This is a genomic window from Lentzea jiangxiensis (assembly GCF_900104175.1).
Taxonomy (GTDB): Bacteria; Actinomycetota; Actinomycetes; order Mycobacteriales; family Pseudonocardiaceae; genus Lentzea; species Lentzea jiangxiensis.
Window position 1 is genome coordinate 1 of sequence record NZ_FNIX01000043.1, and the last position, 22,175, is coordinate 22,175.

22 protein-coding genes are annotated in these 22,175 nt (G+C 71.3%); 7 read left to right on the forward strand and 15 right to left on the reverse strand.

What is annotated here, in order from left to right:
* Nucleotides 1–502: 3-deoxy-7-phosphoheptulonate synthase (locus tag BLQ91_RS39465; protein WP_143023103.1), on the reverse strand; the 502-nt coding region annotated here is incomplete at its 3' end.
* Nucleotides 503–688: 186 nt separating this feature from the next.
* Here BLQ91_RS39465 and BLQ91_RS39470 point away from each other — a divergent pair.
* Nucleotides 689–1,696, forward strand: a complete 1,008-nt coding sequence (locus BLQ91_RS39470) for a DUF2891 domain-containing protein (RefSeq protein ID WP_176960211.1) — start codon at nt 689–691, stop codon at nt 1,694–1,696.
* Between the two features lie 117 nt (nt 1,697–1,813).
* Here the strand turns inward: BLQ91_RS39470 and BLQ91_RS39475 are convergent, their stop codons facing one another.
* The 3 genes from BLQ91_RS39475 to BLQ91_RS39485 form a co-directional block, all read right to left on the reverse strand.
* Nucleotides 1,814–2,842, reverse strand: coding sequence for a 6-phosphofructokinase (locus tag BLQ91_RS39475; protein ID WP_090105691.1), 1,029 nt, complete (start codon nt 2,840–2,842; stop codon nt 1,814–1,816).
* Nucleotides 2,843–2,918: 76 nt separating this feature from the next.
* A complete protein-coding gene (locus tag BLQ91_RS39480) occupies nt 2,919–3,431 on the reverse strand; it encodes a polyadenylate-specific 3'-exoribonuclease AS (protein ID WP_090105663.1) in 513 nt (170 codons plus the stop codon).
* A gap of 21 nt (nt 3,432–3,452) precedes the next feature.
* Nucleotides 3,453–4,187, reverse strand: a complete 735-nt coding sequence (locus BLQ91_RS39485; RefSeq protein ID WP_090105665.1) for a lysophospholipid acyltransferase family protein — start codon at nt 4,185–4,187, stop codon at nt 3,453–3,455.
* Between the two features lie 187 nt (nt 4,188–4,374).
* Here BLQ91_RS39485 and BLQ91_RS39490 point away from each other — a divergent pair, with 187 nt between their 5' ends.
* Nucleotides 4,375–4,860: a hypothetical protein gene (locus BLQ91_RS39490; RefSeq protein WP_245734318.1), complete on the forward strand. Its 486-nt coding sequence runs from the start codon at nt 4,375–4,377 to the stop codon at nt 4,858–4,860.
* A 251-nt stretch (nt 4,861–5,111) separates the two neighbouring features.
* Here BLQ91_RS39490 and BLQ91_RS39495 read toward each other — a convergent pair whose 3' ends face one another.
* Entirely contained in the window at nt 5,112–5,327 is a 216-nt protein-coding gene (locus BLQ91_RS39495; RefSeq protein WP_090105693.1) for a hypervirulence associated TUDOR domain-containing protein, read from the reverse strand.
* A 51-nt stretch (nt 5,328–5,378) separates the two neighbouring features.
* Between BLQ91_RS39495 and BLQ91_RS39500 the strand changes: the two genes are divergently transcribed.
* Nucleotides 5,379–5,711, forward strand: a complete 333-nt coding sequence (locus tag BLQ91_RS39500) for a DUF3140 domain-containing protein (RefSeq protein WP_281199928.1) — start codon at nt 5,379–5,381, stop codon at nt 5,709–5,711.
* On the opposite strand, the gene BLQ91_RS39505 is transcribed toward BLQ91_RS39500, so the two are convergent.
* Genes BLQ91_RS39505 through BLQ91_RS39530 form a run of 6 tightly spaced genes read right to left on the reverse strand, consistent with a single transcriptional unit; the run spans nt 5,708 to nt 9,924 of the window.
* Nucleotides 5,708–6,670 carry an ROK family glucokinase gene (locus BLQ91_RS39505; RefSeq protein WP_090105694.1) on the reverse strand — a complete coding sequence of 321 codons (963 nt, stop codon included), beginning with the start codon at nt 6,668–6,670 and terminating at the stop codon, nt 5,708–5,710. The genes BLQ91_RS39500 and BLQ91_RS39505 overlap by 4 nt on opposite strands.
* Before the next feature lie 14 nt (nt 6,671–6,684).
* Nucleotides 6,685–7,029 carry a hypothetical protein gene (locus tag BLQ91_RS39510; protein ID WP_090105669.1) on the reverse strand — a complete coding sequence of 115 codons (345 nt, stop codon included), beginning with the start codon at nt 7,027–7,029 and terminating at the stop codon, nt 6,685–6,687.
* Between the two features lie 26 nt (nt 7,030–7,055).
* Nucleotides 7,056–8,264: an ArsA family ATPase gene (locus tag BLQ91_RS39515; RefSeq protein WP_090105671.1), complete on the reverse strand. Its 1,209-nt coding sequence runs from the start codon at nt 8,262–8,264 to the stop codon at nt 7,056–7,058.
* Nucleotides 8,261–8,701: an SRPBCC family protein gene (locus BLQ91_RS39520; RefSeq protein ID WP_090105674.1), complete on the reverse strand. Its 441-nt coding sequence runs from the start codon at nt 8,699–8,701 to the stop codon at nt 8,261–8,263. The genes BLQ91_RS39515 and BLQ91_RS39520 overlap by 4 nt, the downstream gene beginning before the upstream one ends.
* 23 nt (nt 8,702–8,724) lie before the next feature.
* The gene (locus BLQ91_RS39525) at nt 8,725–9,513 is read right to left on the reverse strand and encodes a metallophosphoesterase family protein (RefSeq protein WP_176960212.1); all 789 of its coding nucleotides are present in this window, start codon (nt 9,511–9,513) and stop codon (nt 8,725–8,727) included.
* A gap of 30 nt (nt 9,514–9,543) precedes the next feature.
* Entirely contained in the window at nt 9,544–9,924 is a 381-nt protein-coding gene (locus tag BLQ91_RS39530) for a polyketide cyclase / dehydrase and lipid transport (RefSeq protein WP_090105676.1), read from the reverse strand.
* Nucleotides 9,925–10,022: 98 nt separating this feature from the next.
* Between BLQ91_RS39530 and BLQ91_RS39535 the strand changes: the two genes are divergently transcribed.
* Together BLQ91_RS39535 and BLQ91_RS39540 are read left to right on the forward strand one after the other, a co-directional pair.
* Nucleotides 10,023–11,819 (forward strand): AMP-dependent synthetase/ligase, encoded by a 1,797-nt coding sequence (locus tag BLQ91_RS39535; RefSeq protein WP_090105678.1) that lies wholly within the window; start codon nt 10,023–10,025, stop codon nt 11,817–11,819.
* Between the two features lie 250 nt (nt 11,820–12,069).
* The gene (locus BLQ91_RS39540) at nt 12,070–14,928 is read left to right on the forward strand and encodes an AfsR/SARP family transcriptional regulator (protein WP_090105680.1); all 2,859 of its coding nucleotides are present in this window, start codon (nt 12,070–12,072) and stop codon (nt 14,926–14,928) included.
* Nucleotides 14,929–15,056: 128 nt separating this feature from the next.
* On the opposite strand, the gene BLQ91_RS39545 is transcribed toward BLQ91_RS39540, so the two are convergent.
* From BLQ91_RS39545 to BLQ91_RS39560, 4 genes are all read right to left on the reverse strand, one after another.
* A complete protein-coding gene (locus tag BLQ91_RS39545) occupies nt 15,057–16,160 on the reverse strand; it encodes a glycosyltransferase family 4 protein (RefSeq protein WP_090105681.1) in 1,104 nt (367 codons plus the stop codon).
* A 10-nt stretch (nt 16,161–16,170) separates the two neighbouring features.
* Entirely contained in the window at nt 16,171–16,938 is a 768-nt protein-coding gene (locus tag BLQ91_RS39550; RefSeq protein ID WP_143023104.1) for a hypothetical protein, read from the reverse strand.
* A 10-nt stretch (nt 16,939–16,948) separates the two neighbouring features.
* The gene (locus tag BLQ91_RS39555) at nt 16,949–17,953 is read right to left on the reverse strand and encodes a C40 family peptidase (protein ID WP_090105686.1); all 1,005 of its coding nucleotides are present in this window, start codon (nt 17,951–17,953) and stop codon (nt 16,949–16,951) included.
* Nucleotides 17,954–18,018: 65 nt separating this feature from the next.
* A complete protein-coding gene (locus BLQ91_RS39560) occupies nt 18,019–19,362 on the reverse strand; it encodes an NYN domain-containing protein (RefSeq protein WP_090105688.1) in 1,344 nt (447 codons plus the stop codon).
* A gap of 183 nt (nt 19,363–19,545) precedes the next feature.
* Here BLQ91_RS39560 and BLQ91_RS39565 point away from each other — a divergent pair, with 183 nt between their 5' ends.
* Complete coding sequence (locus BLQ91_RS39565; RefSeq protein WP_090105690.1) at nt 19,546–21,246, forward strand: DEDD exonuclease domain-containing protein; 1,701 nt, start codon at nt 19,546–19,548, stop codon at nt 21,244–21,246.
* Nucleotides 21,247–21,661: 415 nt separating this feature from the next.
* Entirely contained in the window at nt 21,662–21,949 is a 288-nt protein-coding gene (locus tag BLQ91_RS39570) for an Lrp/AsnC family transcriptional regulator (protein ID WP_030465012.1), read from the forward strand.
* The last annotated feature ends 226 nt before the right edge of the window (nt 21,950–22,175 follow it).

Consider the following 22,175-nt stretch of genomic DNA (forward strand, 5'->3'; position numbering starts at 1 on the left):
CGGGATCGGGAACGCGGGCCTCGGGCGTGGCGACCAGGGAGTTGATGATGTCGCCGCGGTAGGACGGCAGGCCCAGCGCGTCGATGTTCGACGAACGCGGCTTGGCGTACTGGCCGGCGATGCGGCCGACCTTCACCACGGGCAGGCTGGCACCGTAGGTCAGCACCACGGCCATCTGCAGCAGGGTCCGGATGTTCGCGCGGATGTGCGGCTCGGTGTTGTCGGCGAACGTCTCCGCGCAGTCACCGCCCTGCAGGAGAAACGCCTCACCGTTCGCGACCTGCGCCAGTTGTGTGTGCAGCCGGTCGATCTCGGCGGGCACGGTGATCGGCGGCACGCTCTCGAGCACGGTCCGCACACGACGCACCTGTTCGGCGTCAGGCCATTCCGGCTGCTGGGCAGCCGGACGCGACAGGGCGTCGTCCAGGCGCTCGCGCATCTCGGGAGGCAGCGGCGGAAGCTCGGGAAGCGTGTCGATGGGCACGTCCACGGTCCAGTTCACGCTGCTCATCCTAGTTGTCCCACACTGAGAGACCCTGTCGGGCCTGTCAGCCCCGCCGGGGATCTTCCGCCCTCGGCCAGGTGCCGGTCAAGCCCAGGTCAGCTCCTCCGCCGGACAGGTGAAGTCTGTTACTGGTCAACTATCCGCCTCTGCCCTGCCGAGACCCCGCCCTGCATGATGTGGGCCATGGACGCCACCCGGTTGGATGACGGCACCGCGACCCGGCTGCTGGGCATCGCGATCGACAACATCCAGCGAGACCACCCGGTGCACTGGACGCACGTGATCGACGGTGACCACCGGCTCGTGCCGCAACGCGAGCTGCACCCCGTGTTCGCCGGGTCCTTCGACTGGCACTCCTGCGTGCACCAGACGTGGCTCGCCGTGCGCCTGCTGCGGTTGCGCCCCTCTCTTTCGGGCGCCGACGCGGCCCGCGACGCCCTGGACAAGCTGATCACCCCGGACAACTGCGCCGTCGAGGCCGCCTTCTTCGCCTCGCCGGCGGGACGGCACTGGGAGCGGCCGTACGGCTGGGCGTGGCTGCTCGTGCTCGACGCCGAACTGCGCACCTCCGGCCTGCCGTGGTCGGTGGCGCCGATCGGCGATGTGCTGCGCGACCGCTACCTGGAGTGGGTCTCGGCCGCGCGGCTGCCGATCCGCACCGGCACGCACAGCAACACCGCGTTCGCGACCGGCCTGGTCCACGACGCGGCGCAGGCCCGCGGCGACTCCGAACTGGCCTCGGCCTGTGTCGACGCGGCACTGAGGTGGCACGGGCCGGAGACCGCGTACGGCGGCTTCGAGCCGGATGCCGCCGACTTCCTCTCCCCCGCGCTGACGACCGCCGACCTGATGCGACGGGCGCTGAGCGCCGACGACTTCGCCGACTGGCTCGACGCGTACCTGCCGGACCTCTCGTCGCAGCGGTGGCGGGCGCTGCGCGAGCCGTTCCCGGTCGACGACCCCAGCGACCCCTACGGCTCACACCTGGCGGGACTCGCGTTGTCGCGCGCCTGGTGCTGGGAGGCGATCGCCGACTCGCTGCCGTCCGGGCACCGGTACGCCCCGCTGGCCCGGTCGGCTTCCGCCGCGCACCGGGAGGCCGGGTGGAGCTACGTGTTCGGCGGGCACGGCTACATGGCCGACCACTGGCTCGGGACGTTCGGGGCGTACCTCGACTTGAAAGCCTTCTGACCTGCACGAATGCACTTTATGCAAAAGACGTTTGCGGTCGTCCGCAAACGTCTTTGCACAACTGATGTATCGCATATTGGATATTGCGAGGTCAGGCCCGAACGTCAGGCCTGACCATCAGGCGCCGAAGAAGACCTCGGCCTCTTCGTAGCGCTCGGTCGGGACCGTCTTCAGCTCGGCCGTCGCCTCGGACAGCTTCACGCGGACGATGTCGGTGCCGCGCAGCGCGACCATGGTGCCGAAGTCACCCGCGGCGACGGCGTCGACGGCGTGCAGGCCGAAGCGGGTCGCGAGGACGCGGTCGTAGGCGGTCGGCGTGCCACCGCGCTGGATGTGGCCGAGGATCGCGGCGCGCGACTCCTTGCCGGTGCGGTCCGCGATCTCCTCCGCGAGCCACTGGCCGACGCCACCGAGGCGGACGTGGCCGAACGCGTCGCGCTCACCGGAGTGCAGCACCTCGGCGCCACCCTCGGGCATCGCGCCCTCGGCGACGACGATGATCGGGGCGAACTCGCTCTCGAAGCGGCGCTCGACCCACTCGACGACCTTGTCGACGCTGAACGGGCGCTCTGGGACGAGGATGACGTTCGCGCCACCGGCGAGACCGGAGTGCAGCGCGATCCAGCCCGCGTGACGGCCCATGACCTCGACGACGAGGGCGCGGTGGTGCGACTCGGCGGTGGTGCGCAGGCGGTCGATGGCCTCGGTCGCGATGTGGACGGCCGTGTCGAAGCCGAACGTGTAGTCCGTGGCGCCGAGGTCGTTGTCGATCGTCTTCGGGACGCCGACGACGCCGATGCCGTCGTCGGTCAGGCGCTTGGCGACACCGAGGGTGTCTTCGCCGCCGATCGCGATGATGGCGTCGATGTTGTTCGCCGCGATGGTCTCGCGGATGCGGTCGACACCGCCCTCGACCTTGTAGGGGTTCGTGCGCGACGAGCCCAGGATCGTGCCACCGCGGGTCAGGATCTCCTCGACGTCCGCGAGGTCGATCGACTTGGTGAGGTTCTCGATCGGGCCCTGCCACCCGTTGCGGAACCCGACGATCTCCCAGCCGTGTGCCTTGATGCCCTTGCGGACCACGGCCCGGATCACGGCGTTCAGACCGGGGCAGTCACCACCGCCAGTGAGCACACCGATGCGCATCTGCTTCCCCATCTCTCGTGTTCTGTGTCACGCAGACTTTCACGAGCTGTATCGGTGCAGCAACGGGGGGTCTCACTTACCGGACGGGAAAGCCGATTTTCCTGCGGTGTTCCTCGATCACCTTCCACCGCGCGAGGTTGTGCCGGGCGTCGGCGAGGGCGTCGTGGGCGTCGGCGGGCGGGGCCGGCAGCTTGGGGCGGCCGACGTCGTCCCAGCGCTGCCGCAGGTCCCGCGTGAACCGGGGCAGGGCGCGCGGCAACGCCGGCATGGCACCCCACAGCTGCGCCAGCGCCACGTGGTCGTAGGCGGCGAACCAGGCCCACAGCTCGATCTCGTCGCGTGCGGCGTCGCGGGCGCCGAGGAAGTCGAGCAGGTCCTCGCGGATGCGCTCGCGGCTGCGCCACGCCCTGTTCGCGGGCGAGGGCAGCTGGTTGAGGACGTTCTGCCGCACCCACGGCCCCGCGCGATCGGGGTCGAACTCGGTGGACACGGCGTAGAACTCGCGGCCTTCCTCGTCGACCACACCGATGGACACGAGGTCGATGGTCAGCCCGTCCTCGATGAACTCACAGTCGTAGAAAAACCGCACCGCGACACCCTAGGGGTGCGCTCAGCTCGCCTTCTTCTCGGGCACCCGGTCGCCCTTGCCGCCCTGTTCCGGCACGTCGGCGGTCTGCTCCTTGGCTTTGGCCGCGTAGACGTCGACGTACTCCTGGCCGGAGAGCTCCATCAGGGCGTACATGATCTCGTCGGTGATCGACCGCAGCACGAACCTGTCGCCGGACAGGCCCTCGTAGCGGGAGAAGTCGAGCGGCTTGCCGATCTTGATCCGGATCGGGTACGGCTTCCACATCCTCGAGCCGATGGGGTTCGCCTTGTCCGTGCCGAACATCGCCACGGGGATGACCGGCGCACCGGACTCCAGGGCGATCCACGCGACGCCGACCTTGCCCTTGTACAGGCGCGCGTCGGGCGAACGGGTGCCCTCGGGGTAGATGCCGAGCAGCTTGCCCTCGCGCACGATCCGCACGCCGGTGTCGAGCGCTCCCTGCGCGGCGGACGCGCTGGACCGGTCGATCGGCACCTGGCCGACGCCGGAGAAGAACCACTTCTGCAGCCTGCCCTTGAACCCCGTGCCGGTGAAGTACTCGATCTTGGCGGGGAAGGTGACCCGCCGGGACAGCATCAGCGGCAGGAAGAAGGAGTCGGAGACGGCGAGGTGGTTGCTCGCCAGGATCGCGCCGCCCTCCTTGGGGATGTTCTCGGCGCCCTCGATGATCTTGGGCTGGAAGAACAGCCGCAAGATCGGTCCCAGGAGGACGTGCTTCATGATCCAGTACAGCACAGCGGGAAGCGCCTCCCTAGACACCGAACCTTGATCCCGGCGACCAGCCTACGGAGCCGACCGCACCTCACACAACGAATCCTGGGGCCGGGAGTCACCGTCCGCCGGACGACGTGACTGAGCCGACTGCCGCACCCCGCAACACAACCCGCCCGTGCAACGATGAGGGGTCAGAGGGTTGCGGCACGTGGAGAGGCTCTGGATGAACGCCCGGCGCGACTCGACCGACGGCCCGGAGAACGTCGACGAGCTCTTTGCCGAAATCGTCGCGGGTCTCGAACGGGACGGGGTCGGCAAGAACTGGCTGGACCTCGACGAGGCGAGCCCCGAGGACTCCAAGCAGGGCCGGCCCGAGGCCCGTGACGACGAGGCCGGCGACATCCCCGCCGACGTCGATGAGGAGCCCGAACCCCGCGATCCGGCCGACGACGACCACTACGTCCCGCCGGAGCCGCCGCCGCTCCCCGTGCTGCGCGCCTCGACCTTCGCGGCGCTCGGCCTGTTCGTGCTCGGCATCCTCCTGCTCGTCGCGCCCGGCATCTTCGGGCTGCAGTCGAGCATCGGCACGCCGCTGTCGCTGGTGGCGCTCTGCTCGGGTGTCGGCTGGCTCATCCTGCGCATGCGCAACACGCCGCCGCCGGACTCCGGGTGGGACGACGGCGCCCAGGTGTGACGCGTCACGACCGGACGGTAACGACGTGATAACGGCCACTCAAACCTTCAGATAACGATTCGGTCATGCCTACCGTGTCGGACATGGACCAGATGCAGCACCTGATGATGGCCCGCGCCATGGCGACCCTCGGCAAGAAGGACGTGGCCAAGCGCCGCCGTCCGCGCATCCTGCGCCTGCTCGGCCGCTAGCGACCCCTCGTACGAGTGTTCGCGGTGGGCGAACAACGCCCGGACGTCCGCCGCGAACGCTCAGTTCTTCTTCCGCAACGCCTCCGGCTTGTGCACCGCGTCCCTGCCGCTCTTCGCGCTCTCCACGCGGTACTGGGGCTCCTCCTCCGAGGCCTTCACCTTGCGCCCCGCGGCCTGCTTCTCGGTCGTGATCTCCTCCTTGACCTCGCCGTGCGTCGTCGAGCCGTGGCTCGACCACTCGACCTCGTCACCGGGCTTCAGAGGATGCTTCGTCATGGTCGCGGGGTACCCCCACCCGGACGAACCCATTCGAGCGGGAGGACCACCGTGAACGACGCGGAGCGGGAGCAGACCCGGAAGGACTTCGCCGACGCGGTCAACATGACCGCCTCGAAGCTGGAGAAGTGGCTCGGCACCGACGAGTCGCAGCAGGTCGGGGACAAGTCCTCCGGCGAGTCGACCGGGCACGCGTCGGGCCGCCGCATCGTCGACCTGCTGAAGACGAAGCGCGACGACCTGACCGACAGCGACTACCAGCACATGCGCAAGGTCGTCGGCTACGTCCACCGGCACCTCGCCCAGCGGCCGGACGGCGACGTGGAGGAGAGCCGCTGGCGCTACTCGCTCATGAACTGGGGCCACGACCCCGTCGGGAACTAGTGGAGCGAGTGGTTCCCGGTCGCCTGTGCCCGGGCGGCCATCTCGCGGGCGAGCGTCGCCGCGCCCACGATGCCGGCGTCGTCGCCGAGCTGCGCGGTGCGGATCCTCGCCAGCGGGCGGTGGCCCGCCCCGGTCACCACGGACGCGTACCGCTCGCGGGCGTCGTCGAGGAACAGCGGCGCCGACGTCGACACCCCTCCCCCGATCACGATGACCTCGGGGTCGTAGACGTCGGCGACGAGCGCAAGGCCCTCGCCGAGCCACTTGGCGAGCTCGGCCATCGCCCGCTTGGCGAGCGGGTCGCCGTCCCGAGCAGCCCCGGCCACCCGGCGGCCGGTCACGGCGCGGGAGTCACCGGCGGCCTCGCGGGCCAGCACGGTGGAGACGCCGGGGTGCTTGGCCAGCAGTTCGACGGCGGTGGCGCTCAGGGCCGTTCCGCTGCAGTAGCGCTCCCAGCAGCCGTTCTTGCCGCACGGGCAGGGGCGGCCGTCCGGGACGACCCGCAGGTGGCCCAGTTCGGGGGCGACGCCGTGCGCGCCGCGGAAGAGCTCGCCGTCGAGCAGGAGCGCGGCGCCGATGCCGGTGCCGATGGCCACCAGCACGGCCGTGCGAGCGCCTCGGGCCGCACCGAAGCGGTGTTCGGCGAACGCCGCCGCGTTCGCGTCGTGCTCGAGCACCACGGGCATGCCGAGCCGGTCGCTCATGCGGTCCGCGACGTCGACCTGCCGCCACGCCAGGTGCGGCGCGAAGCGGACCGTGCGGCGGTCCGAGGCGATGAAGCCCGCCACGGCGAGGCCGACGGCGTTCACCGGGTGCCGGGCCGCGACCTCCTGCACGGCGGCGACGATCGCGTCTTCGAGGGCGCGCTCGTCCGCGGGCGTCGGTGCGCGCGAGGTGTCCAGCACCGAGCCACGCGGGTCCACGACGCCGGCGCGCACGCTGGTGCCCCCGATGTCCACTCCGACCGTGAGCACTAGTCGGTCTTCCTGACGACCTTGATGTGCTGCACGCGCTGCCCGGTCTCGGGAGCCGGTTCGTCCGCCGCGTGCTCGGGCGGGGCGCCGGGCTCGCGCAGGGCGGCGCGCAGCACCGCGACCAGGCCCGCCGCGTGCTCGGCGGCCTTCGCGGCCAGTTCGGAGCGGTCGCCGCGCAGCAGCGCCACGCCGTTGCACAACGGGCACCAGCCGCACGTCTCGGGCGTGTGCGAGCCGTCGCCCGCCTCGGCGACGCGCTGCAGCCACGGCTGCATCCGCTCGGCGGCCGTGTCGACGAGCAGCCGCAGCTCCTCGGCGAGCTTGCCGGTGTTGTCCTGGGTCATCTACGAGCTCCTGATCAGCGCCACGGTCAGCGCCAGAGGGACGGGTCGGGGCGGAACTCCACCATCACGCCGCCCGAGTCCATCTCCGCACCGATGACGATGCAGCGCCTCAGCAACGACGGCAGCGCCACGAGGCGACGCCGGCCGTCGACGGTCAGGGCGAGGTCGTCGTCCACGCGTGCGAGGTCCAGGTCCGTGTCGTCGGACAACGGCAGCGCGATCCGCAGCGAGTACCGGGCGTCGAGGCCGCGCCCGCTGCCCGACACCTCGAGCAGCGACTCCGGCACCGCGGCGCCGGGCAACGGGTCCTCGTCGCCGTAGAGCTGCGCGGCGACCTCCAGCAGCGCGGGGACGCCGACGGGTTCGGCCGCGCGGTGGTCGACCGTGCGGATCTCGCCGATCCCGGTCAGCTCGGCCAGCACCGCGTCCTGCTCCTGGCGGCGCGTGCGCAGCCAGGTCGCCGCCGCACCGCGCGCGGCACCCGGTGAGGGCACCAGCCGGTTCGCGATGACGCTGTCGACCCGGATCCCCTGCAGCGCCAGCGCCGTCAGGGTGCGGCGGGTCTCGGCGGCGACGACGCGCTCGGGGGTGAGCACCAGCCGCACCGAGCAGGACTCGGAGTCGGCGAGCATCGAGCGCAGCGCGTCCAGCCGTTCGGCGAGCCTGCTCAGCGCATCCGCCGTCGCGTCCCACTTCTCGACCGTGCCGGTGCCCGCGACCCCCGCGAGCAGGCCGCGCACGACGCGCCGATGGGTCGGGAAGAGCCGTTCGAGGTAGCCGGCGAACGCCTCGGGCAGCGACAGCAGCCGCAGCGTCTCCGCGGTCGGCCCGCAGTCGACGACCACGACCTCCCACGGCCCGGACGACGCGAGCCGCCGCACCTCCGCGAGCGCGAGGAGCTCCTCGACACCCGGCAGGACCGTCAGCTCCTCGGCGTCGAGCTCGTCGACACCGGCGCCCGCGAGGACCGTCCGCAGGTGCCCGCGCAGCTCGCCCCACGCCTCGTCGACGAGGCCGCGGGGATCGATCTGGCAGGCGAACAGGCCGCCCGATTCGTCCACTTCGGACGGTTCGGCGCCCAGGCGCACGCCGAGCGCGTCGCCCAGGGAGTGCGCGGGGTCGGTGGAGACCACGAGCGCCTTGCGGCCGTGGGCGGCCAGCGAGGCGGCGGTCGCGGCCGACAGCGTCGTCTTGCCGACCCCGCCCTTGCCGGTGAAGAGCAGGACCCGGCTCAAGCCGCCTTCTCCGCGCGCTTCTTGAGCTCCTTGAGCGCGGTGTCGAGGATCATCTTCTCGGCCTTGCGGCGGAACAAGCCGATCATCGGGATCACGAGCTGCACCGACAGCGTGTAGGTGACCTTGGTGCCGGTGCCGGACGGCGCCAGCACGTAGCTGCCCTGCTGGGCCTTCTGCATGGTGCCCTTGACGAGTTCCCACTTCACCGACAGGCCGTCGGGGGCCCAGTCGTACTCCAGGGTGTACTCGTCCTTGACGGGGCCCTGGTCGATCGCGAACCGCACCTGCTCGGCACGGCCGTCGGGGCGGGTGCCGAGGACCTCGACCTCCTTCATCCCGTTCGCCCAGTCCGGGTACGACGGGAAGTCCGCGATGATCGCCATGATCTTCTCAGGCGGAGCGTCGATGACGATGGACTGAGTGGACTCGTCGGCCATGGACGTGGAGGTTACTCGCGTGGCTACCAGTTCAGGACGTGAGGCTTGCCGCTGCGCTGGAAGTGGCCGACGTTGACGCACTCGGTGCGACCGACGCGCACGCGCCTGGCCAGTGGCTGGTGCACGTGCCCGAACACCGACCAGCGCGGACGTTCGCGGACGATCTTGTCCAGCGCGGCCCGCGAGCCCCATTCCGGGCGGCGCGCGACGACGTCGTACGTCAGTTCGGCGACCGACGGCGGGATGTGCGTGCACAGCACGTCGACCCGCCCCATCCGCTCCAGCGCGGCCGCCATGTCCTCCTCCGTGCGCAGGTACGGGTGCCACGGCGCGTTGGGGTTGCGGACCAGTCCGGGCACCATCAGCCCGCCGCCCGCGAAGCCGAACCTCAGCCCGCCGATCTCGGTGGCCTCGCCGTCGAGCACGTGCACGCCCGCCCCGGCGAACCGCGGCCACAGGTGCGGGTTGTCCACATTGCCCGGTGTCGCGTACGTCGGCGCGGACATGGCGCTGAACAACGCGTCGTACTGCTCCAGCACCGCTTCTTCCACGACGGAACGGGCGTCGGCGAGGCCGTCCCACAGCGACCTGATGTAGCTCGCCGTGTCCGCGCGCCGGGTGCCGCGGCGGAGCTCGGCGAAGACCCCGACCTTCTCCGGCCCGAAGACGCGCCCGAGGATGCCCTTGGAGTGGTCGTGGTAGTCGACGAAGTCGATCAGGTCGCCGAGCACGACGAGCGCGTCGGCCCCGTCACCGGCGCGCGCCAGCGCCTCCGCGTTGCCGTGCACATCCGAGACCACGTGAACCCGCACGGTTCCAACTTAGTTGACGACTTGGCAAGATCACCCCGCCGGCGGGCAGCCGGCGGGACGACCGTCCTCCAGCGTCAGCTTCAGCCCCAGTGCGACGGACTTCGCGTCGAGCTGGCGGCGCTGCACCTCGCGGCGGGCGCCGCGCGGGGCGAGCGGCCCGGCGGCCGGATCAGCGCGGAGGAAGTAGTGCAGGACGGTGCCGTCGAGCACGGGCTCGAGCCAGACCTCCATCGTGCCGACGAGCGCTCCGCCGACCGTCCAGCGCAGTCCCTCGTCGCCGCGGTTCGCGTAGACGTCCAGGTCCAGGTCCGGCCAGAACGCCCGCCACGACGCGGGCGAGGCGAAGGCGGCGGCGACCACTCCGGGTGGTACCGCCAGGAAAGTCTCGTCGACGACGTCCACGCTGGCCATGAGGACAAAAGGTAACGGAAGGGCGTACCCGCCTTTGTATCGCCGGAATCACACGCTAGGTTTCCCCACCAGTAACATTTCACCGTACGGAGGTTGACGTGCGCGAGTTCAGCGTCCCCGCCACCGCCGCTGTGGCTCCGGAGGAGAACCTCACCGACATGGTGTGGGCCAACGCGGAGCGCTTCGGCAACGCCGTCAGCTTCCGCAGGCAGGTCGACGGCACCTGGGTGGACATCACCGCGCGTGACTTCGCCGCGCAGGTGATGGCCGTCGCGAAGGGCATGGTCGCCGCCGGTCTGGAGCTCGGTGACCGGGTCGGGCTGGTGTCCAAGACGCGCTACGAGTGGTCGCTGCTCGACTTCGCCATCTGGGCGGCGGGCGGCGTCGTGGTGCCCATCTACGAGACGTCGTCGGCGGACCAGATCGAGTGGATCCTGTCCGACTCCGGCGCGAAGGCCGTGTTCGTCGAGGCGGCGCAGCACCGCGCGCTGGTCGACGAGGTCGTCGGCAAGCTCCCGGAGCTGCGCCACGTGTGGCAGATCGAGGGCGGTGCCGCCGCGGTCGACGAGCTGACCGCGCTGGGCGCCGAGATCACCGACGAGCAGGTGCACGAGCGCCGTGCGCAGGCCAAAGCCGACCACACGGCCACGCTGGTCTACACGTCCGGCACGACCGGGCGCCCCAAGGGCTGCACGCTGACGCACCGCAACCTGCTGTCCGAGGTGCGGTCGGCGCTGTCGCGGTTCCCCGAGATCCTCACGGCGGGCAACTCGCTGCTGCTGTTCCTGCCGCTCGCGCACATCCTGGCGCGTGCCCTGGCGCTGGCGTGCGTCTACTCGCGCGTGACGCTCGGCCACACCGCGGACGTGAAGAACCTCGTCGAGGACCTCGGCCAGTTCCGCCCGACGTTCGTCGTCGCGGTGCCGCGCGTGTTCGAGAAGGTCTACAACGGCGCGAAGCAGAAGGCGCACGCCGGCGGCAAGGGCAAGATCTTCGACGCCGCCGAGGCGACGTCGGTCGCGTACAGCACCGCGCTCGACAACGGCGGTCCCGGCCTCGGGCTGCGAATCAAGCACGCCGTGTTCGACAAGCTGGTGTTCGCGAAGCTGCGCGCAGCGCTCGGAGGCCGCGCGATGGCGGCCGTGTCGGGTGGCGCGCCGCTGGGTGCCCGCCTGTCGCACTTCTTCCGCGGCGCGGGCATCCCGGTCTACGAGGGCTACGGCCTGACCGAGACGTCGGCGGCGGCGTGCGTGACGTTCCCCGGCCAGGAGAAGGTCGGCACGGTCGGCCTGCCGGTGCCCGGCACGTCGGTGCGCATCGCCGAGGACGGCGAGATCCTCATCAAGGGCGACATCGTCTTCACCGGCTACTGGAACAACGAGGAGGCCACCAAGGAGGCCCTCGAGGACGGCTGGTTCCACACCGGCGACATCGGCGAGATCGACGGCGACGGGTTCCTCAAGATCACGGGCCGCAAGAAGGAGATCATCGTCACCGCCGGTGGCAAGAACGTCTCCCCCGCGCAGCTCGAGGACCGGATCCGGGCGCACCCCCTGATCTCGCAGTGCATGGTCGTCGGCGACAAGCAGCCGTTCATCGGCGCGCTGATCACGATCGACCCGGAGTTCTTCCCGGCGTGGAAGGAGTCGCACGGCAAGCCGGCGTCGGCCGAGGTCCCCGACCTGGTCGAGGACCCGGACCTGCTGGCCGAGATCCAGGCCGTGGTGGACGACGCGAACCTGTCGGTGTCGAAGGCGGAGGCGATCCGCAGGTTCCGCGTGCTGCCCGTCGACTTCACCGAGGCCGGTGGTGAGATGACGCCGTCGCTGAAGCTGAAGCGCTCCGTCGTGGCGACGACCTACGCGTCGGACATCGACGCGATCTACGCGAAGTAAGTGGTCTGAAGTACGCGAAAGGCCCAGGAGCTGAGAGAGAGCTCCTGGGCCTTTCGACCCCCAGCGATCGTGATCCGCGGAGAGCTCCGCAGAACCCGAGAAGTGTGTTGCCCCGGCCCCCCGACCGGGACATGAGGAAGATTGCCGTACGGCGCTGACGTATCGCTGACGCGCCGATGTCACTGCGCGACAGCGCGCCAATAGGCTGTCCGGCAGACGGGGATCATCCGGCTCGCGCGAGGGGAAAGCAATGGCTTCGGGTCCGCAGTTCCGGCTGCTCGGCCCGATGGAGGTGCGCCTGGACGGCTCCTCGGTGGTGCTCAGGGCGGGCAAGCACCGGGCGTTGCTGGCGGCGTTGCTGCTGCGGCCGAACCGCGTGGTGCCCGTGACGGAACTCGTCGGGCACGTATGGGGGGACACACCGCCCGCGCGCACACGGGGGACGTTGCAGACGTACGTCATGCGCCTGCGCGCGGCCTTGGGTGACCCGTCGTTGATCCGGACGGCCGCGGACGGCTACTGGATGCGGGTCGACCCCCTTGCCGTGGACGCCCACCTGTTCGCTGACGCGGCTGCTCGCGGGCGTGCGGCCGTGTCGTCGTCCGACCTGGTCACGGCGCGGAAAGCGTTTGCCGAGGCGCTGGAGCTGTGGCGCGGGCCGGTGCTGTCGGACGTGCCGTCGGAGACGTTGTACTCGGAACACGCGCCGCGGCTCACCGAGCTGCTGATGACGGTGCACGAGCAGCGGATCGACGTGGAGCTGGCGCTCGGCACCTACGCGGACCTGGTGCCGGAGCTGTTCGCGCTGACCCGCGACCACCCGTTGCGCGAACGCTTCTGGGCGCAGCTGATGCTCGCGCTGTACCGCAGCAGCAGGCAGGCGGAGGCGCTGGAGGCGTTCCGGCAGCTCGACCGGACGCTGGACGAGCAGCTGGGCATCGACCCGTCCGCCGAGCTGCGGTCGTTGCACCAGGCGATCCTCGTGGGCTCGCCGGAGCTGGCGGCGCCGGTGGTCGCGCGCGAACCGGAACGCGCGCCGCCGTCCCCGATGCGGCTGCCGGACGACATCGCGGACTTCACGGGCCGCGACCGGCACGTCGAGCGGATCACCGAGCTGGTCACGGGGTCGGTGCCGATCGTGACGCTGGCGGGGCAGCCGGGGGTCGGCAAGACGACGCTGGCGGTGCACGTGGCGCACCTGCTGCGCGACCGGTTCCCGGACGGGCAGCTCTACGTCGACCTGCGCGGCTACTCGCCGGGACCGCCCGCGGAGGGGCTGGACGTGCTGTCGCGGTTCTTGCGGGCGCTCGGGGTGCCGCCGGACGAGATCCCGCCGGACCCGGACGAGCGGAGCACGGTGCTGCGGTCGTTGCTCGCGGGCCGGCGGATGCTGCTGGTGCTCGACAACGCCTCCGCTCCGGACCAGGTGCGGCCGCTGCTGCCGGGGACGGCGTCGTGCCGGGTGGTCGTGACGTCCAGGGACGACCTGCGCGGCCTGATCGCCATGAACGGCGCCCGGACCGTGCCGGTGGACGTGTTCGACGCCGCGGAGTCGGCGTCGTTGCTGACGAGGCTGCTCGGCCCCGGCGACCACGCCGAGCTGGCCTCCCGCTGCGGCCACCTGCCGCTGGCGCTGCGGGTGGCGGCGGCCTACCTGGCGGGACGGGACGAGGTGACGATCACCGGCTCGCCGATCGAGCTGGCCTACGCCGCGCTGCCGCCCGCGCCGCAGCGGTTGTTCCGGCTGCTGTCGCTGGTGCCGGGACCGGACTTCACGCCGGAGGCCGCCTCGGCCCTGGCCGACGTCGACGCCGAGGGCCTGCTGACCGTGCTGGCCATCGCCGAGCTGGTCGTGCTCGCCGCCCCCGGCCGCTACCGCTTCCACGACGAGCTGATGCGCTACGCCGTCGTGTCGCGCGAGGAGAACGACAGTCCCGCCGAGCAGCGGAACGCCTGGAACGCCCTGCTCAACCATTACGTGCGCGGCGTCGAGCGTTGCGCGGAACTGCTCTATCCCGGCATCGTGCGGCTGCCCTCGTCGGCGGCAGGCCCGGCGCCGCGCATCTCGACCTCGGCCGACGCGCTGGCGTGGCTCGACGCGGAACGCCCGAACCTGATCGCCGCCATCCGGCACGCCGCTGACCACGGCCCCGCCGAGATGGCCTGGCAGCTCGCCGACGCCCTGCGCGGCTACCTGTGGATCGGCCACCACGTCGGCGAATGGCTCGCGACGGCGCACCACGGCCTGCAAGCGGCCCGGGCGTCCGGCCACCGCGCGGCCGAGGCGGCCATGCACACCAACTTCGGCACCCTCTACCTGCGGCTCGGCGACTACGCGCGGTCGGTGGAACACCACGAACACGCCCTGGAGCTGTACCGGGAGCTGGGCGACGGGGACGCCGAGGCGAGCGTGCTCAACAACCTCAGCCTCGTGCACCGCCGCTCCGGAGACCTGGTCGCCGCCAAGGAGGCCCTGGTCCGCTGCCTGGAGATGCTGCGCTCGGCGGACCTCGTCAGCACCGGCCTCTACAACCTGGGCCAGCTCGCCGTGGAACTGGGCGAGCTCGACGGCGCCGTCGAGCACTTCTCGCAGGCGCTGGCGCTCGCACCGACCGCCGACAGCCACACCTACGTCGGCATGGCCCTGCGCTTGCAGGGCCGTCTGGACGAGGCGCGCGGCCACCTCGAACGCGCCCTCGACATCGGCAACGTCCCCGCGGGCGAGGCCGAGGCCCTGGAGAACCTCGCCGCCCTCGAACTCACGTCCGGTGACGCCCCAGCCGCCCTCGCCCTGGCGACCCGGGCCCTGGCGCTCGTGGCCGACGGTGGCGATCCCCAGGTGGCGACGTCGTCGCGAATCACGCTCGGCGAGGTCCGCCGCGCGCTGTCCGACCTCGACGGCGCGGCGGAGCTGTTCGAGCAGGCGCTGGCGACGGCGCGGCGCATCGGGTACGCCTCCGGTGAGGTGCGGGCGTTGATCGGACTGGCGGCGGTGTTGCGCGATCTCGGCCGTCCGGCCGACTCGGCGTCCGCTGCCGAGCAGGCGGTGCGCCGCGGCGCCGAACTCGGTCTGCGCGCATTGGAGAACCAAGCCCGTGAGCTGATCTGAGTTCGACCGACATCCACGACATCAGCCGCGATGTGCCGCGGGCCTTCTTGTCGGATGACAAGGTTGTCTTCTGTTGCTCGACGATCCGCTCACCGACCAGCAGCGATGTATCGGGCAGGGGATGTCAGTCAGCCGATGAGACCTTCGAGGCGCTGGGCGAGCTGGTCCCAGCGCCAGTGGTCGCTGACCCACTCCCGGCCGGCGCGGCCCATCTTGGCCGCCGTCCCGGGGTCGGCCAGCAGGGAGGCGACCCGCTCGGCGACGTTCTCGACATCGCGGCCGTCGACGATGTTGCCGGTGATGCCGTCGCGCACGGTCTCCGGCGCACCGCCGGAGCGTCCGGCCACCACGGGCAGCCCGGTCGCCGAGGCCTCCAGGTAGACGATGCCGAGCCCCTCGACGTCGAGGCCGCGGCCGCGCGTGCGGCACGGCATCGCGAAGACGTCGCCGGCGTTGTAGTGCGCGGGCAGTTCCTCCCACGGCACCGAGCCGGTCAGCACGACGTCGCGCGACCCGGCGGCCAGCTTCTCGAGCGTCCCCCGGTACGGCCCGCCGCCCACGATCAGCAGGGCGGCGTCCGGCACCGTGCGCTGGATCAGCGGCAGCGCGCGGATCAGGACGTCCTGCCCCTTGCGCGGCACCAGGCGCGACACGCACACGACCACCGGCCGGTCGCCCAAGCCGTACCGCTTGCGCATCTCCGCCCGAGCCGCGGGATCCGGCCGGTACAGCTCGGTGTCCACACCGGACGGAAGGTGTTCCAACGCCGCCATGGGACCGAACGCCGCCGAGAACCGGGAGCGCGTGTAGCGGCTGACGTAGGTCACGACGTCCACACCGGACCCGATGGCGCGCAACGCCTGCCGCGCCACCGGCAGCATCGACCAGCCCACCTCGTGCCCGTGCGTGCACGCGACGGCGCGGCTCAGCCCGAGCGACGGCGCCAGCAACGCCAGCGGAGCCGCCGCGCCGAACCAGGAGGCCTCGCACGACTCGGCGCGGGCGATGTCCCGTGCGCGGGACAGGACGTCCGGCGTCGGCAGCATCAGCGACGTGGGGTGCCGCACCACCGGGAACGGCTGCTCGGCGTCGAACTCCCGCGCGCCCTTCCACTTCGGCGCGTACACGACGAGGGAGTCCGCGGGCAGCCGTGTCGCCAGAGCGTGCAGGTAGGACTGGATGCCACCGGGGCGGGGCGGGAAGTCGTTGGTCACCAACAGGGTTCGGCGCACGGGCGCAACGCTATCCGATGCTCGTTTTCAAGAACTCACGCCAGCCCGCCAAGTCGGCCGCGCTCAGGTCCACCGCGGACCTCACCCCGTTGCGCAGGTAGAAGTCCACGACGCCGCGCTCCCCCAGCCCGGACTCCAGGTACACCATGATCGAGTACGCCTGCTGGTAGGCGAGGTCGCGGCCGGGTCCGCTGAAGTCGGTCGGCACCGCCGAGACGTCCGACGAGAGCAACGGCGCGGCTTGGCGCAGCGACAGCCCGAGCCCGTGGAACGCCACCCAGTCCGCGAAGCCCTCCACGAGCCACAGCGGCGCCGAGTCCGACGTCAGGTCGCGCGTCGCGACGTGCGTGATCTCGTGCCGCAGCAGCACCCGCAGTTCCAGGTCCGACAGCGCCGAGGCCCGCGTCCGGTTGAGCACCACGCGCTGCCCGGCACCGTCGCGGATCGCGACGCCGGCCATGTCCGCGAACGCAGGCCCGACGAGCGACACCAACTCGGCGTCCGTCGCCGGAACGACCACATCCGCTCGTCGCACCCAGGAAATATCCAATATATCGGCAACGCTGCGCACCGACTCGTCGAGCGACGCCGCCACCCGCGAGGCGAGTTCGTCATCGCAGGAACTACTGGTCACAGTGCCCGACGAGACCGTCAGCACGGCCTCTTTGCAACGATCGGTTTCGGTCGACCGCAACTCATCGGGTCGTGTTGCAACGGTGAGGCCCAGCAGGAACGTCAGGGCGACGGTGACCGCCAGCAACGTCCGGAGGTGCTTCACCGGCGCAACGCTAGCCCTCGATGCGCCGGATCACCGCGATCGGCCCGATGGCGTCGATCGGTGCGATCTTCACCGGCTGACCCTCGGTCGAGGCGTGTACGGCGCGCGTGTTGTCGACGGCCATGGCGACGTGCGAGCGGCTCGAGTAGTAGATGATCAGGTCGCCGCCGCGGACCTCGCTGCGCGACACGGCACGCCCGACCCCGGCCTGCCCGCCGGAGGTGCGCGGGATCGAGACCCTCGCCGCCGCGTACGCCTTCATCGTCAGCCCGGCGCAGTCCCACTGGTCGGGGCCGGTGGAGCCGTACCTGTAGTCGTCGCCGCGCTGCGCCAGCGCGAAGGTGAGGGCGAGGCCCGCGGTGCCGCCGGGCACGCTGACCGCCGACCGGTCACCCGGATCGCGCAGCTGCCGCACGACCGGCGCCGGCAGTCGCGTCAGCGCCGACCGCACCTCCCCGATCTGCGCCTGCAGCGCCTGGTTCCGCCCGTCCAGGTCGGCCTTCAGCTTCTCGGCCGCCGCGGTGGTCTCCGCGGCACGGGTGCGCGCGGTCTCCGCCACGTGGTGCGCCTGGCGGGCCTTCTCGACCGCGCCGGACAGCCGCGCGAGCGACTCCGCCCTGTCGGTGGCGAGGATCCGCATCATCTCCAGGCGGTTCAGGAAGTCCTGCTGCGAGTCCGCGACGAGCAGTGCCGAGAGCTGGTTGAACCGGGCGCCCTCGAACGACGCCTGGGTGATGAGGTCGACCTGCTGGCGGAAGTCGTCCTCGTCGCGCTTGGCCTGCCGCTCGATCTGCTGCGCCGCGACCACCGTCGCGGTCGCGCGGTCGAGCTCGGCCTTGCGCTGCACCAGGTCCTCCTGCGCGCGCAGCACTTCCTCGTTGAGCTTCGTGGCCTGCGCTGTCAGATCGGCGTAGGCGCGTGCGGGATCAGCCGGCTGCGCCGCCAGGGACACGGCCGGTGTGATCGGGAGCAGGAGGGCCAGAACCAGGAAACCACGGGTGAACTTGCGCGACATGAGGTCGCCGATCCCCCTCGCCAGAACAAGACCGTCAAGATCGACGGCGTCAGGCTACCGGGTGGTCAAACGCGCCCGAGACGGGCCAGCAACACGGCGGACGGCACCGGGTGCGCGCCGCGGCGGCGCACCGAGTCCGCGACCGCCCGATCCGACGTCACGACCACCACGGGGCGCCCCTCGGGTTCCGCGGTGACCAGCGCCCGGATCACGTCATCGGCCAGAACACCGGGATCGCTGAAGAGGACGCGCACGCCCCGAGGCGCCGCCGCGGGCACGGCCACCACACCGGCGCCGTCGAACACCAGCGTCACCTCGGCACCCGTGCGCGCCGCGAGCACCGCCAGCTGGTGCACGAGCCGATCGCGCTGGTCCGACAGCGACAACTCCGGATAGCCGGTCTTCGTGACGTTGTAGCCGTCGACCACCAGGTGCACCGCCGGCAACGCCAGCAGCCGGTCCAGCGCCGCCGGGTCCTCCACGCGGCCCACGGTCCCCTGCGACGCGCTGGCGCCGCGCACGAGGTCGGCGGGACGTGGTCCTGTGCCTCCCAAGGCGAGTTCGCGGCGCAGGCCCGTCACGGCGCCGTCGAGGGTGTCGACGAGCAGCGCGAGCCGCACCTCGTCCGCTTGGCGGGCCTCGCGGGCGGACTGACGCGCGACCTCGGCGTCCGCGATCGCCCGCTGTGCTTTGCCGCGCTCGGTCTCGGCCCGTTCGCGTTCGCGGTCGCGTTCGGCGGTCAGGCGCTTGACCTCGTCCGCGGTGCGTTGCCGGATCTTCTCGACCTCGGCGGCCGCGGCCGCGGCGGCGTCCTTGGCCTCGCGCAGCTTCACGCCCTGCTCGCGCAACCGCTTGCGCAGGCGTTCGAGCTCGACCTCGGCGTCCGCGCGGACGCGTTCGGCGGCGCCGTCGAGCTGGGTGCGTTCGGCCCTCAGCCGGTCCAGCTCGCCTTCCAGCCGTTCGGCGCGGAGCACGGCGGCGTCCCGTTCGGCCCGCAGCGTCGCGTCGCCGACCCGCCGCGACACCAGTTCCACGTAGTGCGGAGCGACCTCGTCCCCGGTCAGCACCGCGGCCGCCGCGGCGGTCACCGGGTCCGGTGACGTCACCTCCAGCGTCGACGGCCTGTTCTTGCGCAGCCACTCGACCACCGCGGTGCGGAAGTTCGCCGAGTTCCGCAGGCCGGCCACGACCTGCGTGCCGCCGAGCCTGGCGCGTTTGGTGGGGGCGAACTTCGCCACGGGCCGCAGGTGCTGAGGCACGTCGACCTTCGCCATCTCGCCCAGCGCGTCCGCGCCCAGCTCCGCGAGCCTCACCCGCAACGGCTCCGGCAGGGCCGACCAGTCCACAGTGGATTCATCTGCGGGCTCACCTGCCTCGTCGGCAGGCTGGTCGAACTCTGGCTCGGGCATCGGGTCTGGCACCCCCACAGGCTAGAGCCCCGGTACTCGAGCAGCGCACGGACGTGTCCGCCCTTCGGAACAACGATCAGGCAAAGATCACCGGCACACCACTCCAATGGAGCAACCGCAGGTCGCGCGGCCGCGCACGACCACCTCCGAAAATTGTCAGACCCCGTCGCTAACGTCGGCGCCGTGACCGGACAACTGTCCTTCGACGAACTCGGGACGCCCCTGCGCGACACGACGTTCGTCGTCTTCGACCTGGAGACGACGGGAGGGAGCGCCGAGGAGGACGCGATCACCGAGATCGGCGCGGTGAAGGTGCGCGGCGGCGAGGTGCTCGGCGAGTTCGCGACGCTCGTCGACCCCGAACGCGGCATCCCGCCGATGGTGGCGCAGCTGACCGGGATCACGCAGCTGATGGTGACGGGCGCGCCCACGATCAAGACAGTGCTGCCCGCGTTCCTGGAGTTCGCGGCCGGTGCGGTGCTGGTGGCGCACAACTCGGGCTTCGACACCGGGTTCATGAAGGCGGCCTGCGAACGGCACGGCTACTGCTGGCCGAAGCCGTCGGTGGTCTGCACGGTCAAACTCGCCCGGCGCGTCCTGAGCCGCGACGAGGCGCCGTCGTGCCGCCTGTCCGCGCTCTCCGACCTGTTCCACACGCAGACCAAGCCGACGCACCGCGCGCTGGCCGACGCCCGCACGACCGTCGAGGTGCTGCACGCGCTGCTGGAACGCGTCGGCAACGTGGGCGTGCACTCCCTCGAAGAACTTCTCGCGTACCTGCCGGAGGTCACCCCCGAACAACGCCGCAAGCGCTCCCTGGCCGCGCACCTGCCCTCCACACCGGGCGTGTACCTGTTCCGCGGCCCGAAGGAGGAGGTGCTGTACGTCGGCACGGCCTCAGACCTGCGCCGCCGCGTCCGGCAGTACTTCACCGCCAGCGAAGGCCGGCGAAGGCTGCGCGAGATGGTCGCCCTCGCCGTCCGCGTCGACGCCGTGGAGTGCGCGCACTCCCTGGAAGCCGAGGTGCGCGAGCTCCGGCTCTTACGCGCACACCGCCCCGCGTACAACCGGCGCTCGAAGAACCCGCACCACGCCTGGTGGCTGGTCCTGACGGACGAGCCGTTCCCGCGGATGTCGCTGGTGAAGACCCCGCGAGAGGGCGCCCTGGGCCCGTTCCGCACCAGGAAGGCGGCCGAGGCGGTGGCCGACGCCCTGCTCGACGCCGTACCCCTGCGCTCGTGCACGATCAAGATCCCGGCGACGAACCAGCGCGCCTCCCCCTGCGCCCTGGCCGAGCTGGACCGCTGCAAGGCCCCGTGCGCGGGCCGGCAGACGGTCGAGGAGTACTCCCCCGCCGTGGTGGCGGTGCGCGATCTGGTCGTGGGCCGCAGCGCCGCACCCCTGCGCACCCTCGTCGACCAGTTGGGCGGCCTGGCCACGGCAGAGCGGTTCGAGGAGGCCGCCCGCCACCGCGACCGCCTGGCAGGCCTCGTCCGGTCCCTGGACCGCGCCCAGCGCCTGGCCGCCCTCGCCGCACTCCCCCAGCTGGTCGCCGCCCGCCCCGACCGCGACGGCGGCTGGGAGTTCTCAGTGGTCCGCTACGGCCGCCTCGCCTCCGCCGGCGTCGCCCGCCGCGGCACCCGTCCGATGCCGGTGGTCGACGCCCTCGTCGCCTCCGCCGAGACGGTCATTCCCACCCCCGGCCCGCTCCGGGGCGCACCGCCGGAAGAGACCGGCGTGGTGCTGCGCTGGCTCGACCAGGCCGGCACCCGCCTGGTGTACGCCGACGAACCGTGGTCGTCCCCCGCCGGTGCCGCCGCGGCCTGGCTGCCGTGGGCGGAGCAGGCCGCAGGAGCCCGGCCCATCCACGACCGCTGGCACTGAGCCGCACTCCCGGCTGCCCTTTGCAAGGATTGTTTGCTGTGGAGTGAAAGGCGCTGTTGCAAGGGTTCCGCGAGGTCAGCTCGCCTCGCTCTGACCCATTGCTGTCGTCGCGTTCGGCCATGCCCGAAACCTGGCTCTCGACCTCGTCGCGACCCGCTCCGCACCCGCACTTGCTCTCTCTCCGCCACGCCCTTATGCAAAAGACGTTTGCGGACGTCCGCAAACGTCTTTTGCACAAGGAGTCGTTGGTGCAGGTCAGGGAGGTGACGGTAGCCGATATATCAGTAGGTTTGTCGGCAAAGCGATGTGTTCGGTTGTGCAACGGGTGAGAGGCGACGTCTCCACGCCGATGATCAGCCGGTAGGGCAGACTACGGGTGCTTGAGACACCGGAGCCCAGACCCGAGGAGGACGCCGTGGTCACCGCCATCGTGCTGATCCAGGCCGCCGCCGAACGCATCCCCGAGGCCGCGCAGGAGATCGCCGACATCGACGGAGTCACCGAGGTGTACTCCTGCGCCGGTGACGTGGACCTGATCGCGCTGGTGCGCGTCAGCAAGCACGAGGACCTCGCCGCGCTGGTGCCCGGCAAGATCAGCAAGGTCGCCGGCGTGCTGAACACCGACACGCACATCGCGTTCCGCAGCTACTCGAAGCGCGATGACGAAGCCGCGTTCTCGATCGGTCTCGACGACGCTCAGTAGGACCGGCGAGCCAGCGGCGGAGCAGCACCGCCACCGGCGAACCACCCCGGACAGCGAAGGCCCCCGTGGAAGTCCACGGGGGCCTTTCGGTGCTTCAAGCCGAAGATCAGGCCTTCGGGTCGGATGGCTTGCCCGCGAGCTGGCCGGCCGTGTCCTCGGCACTGAGACCTTCGGTCACGTTCCTGCGGCTGCGCGCGTTCTGCAACGCCACGGTCTCCTCGACCGG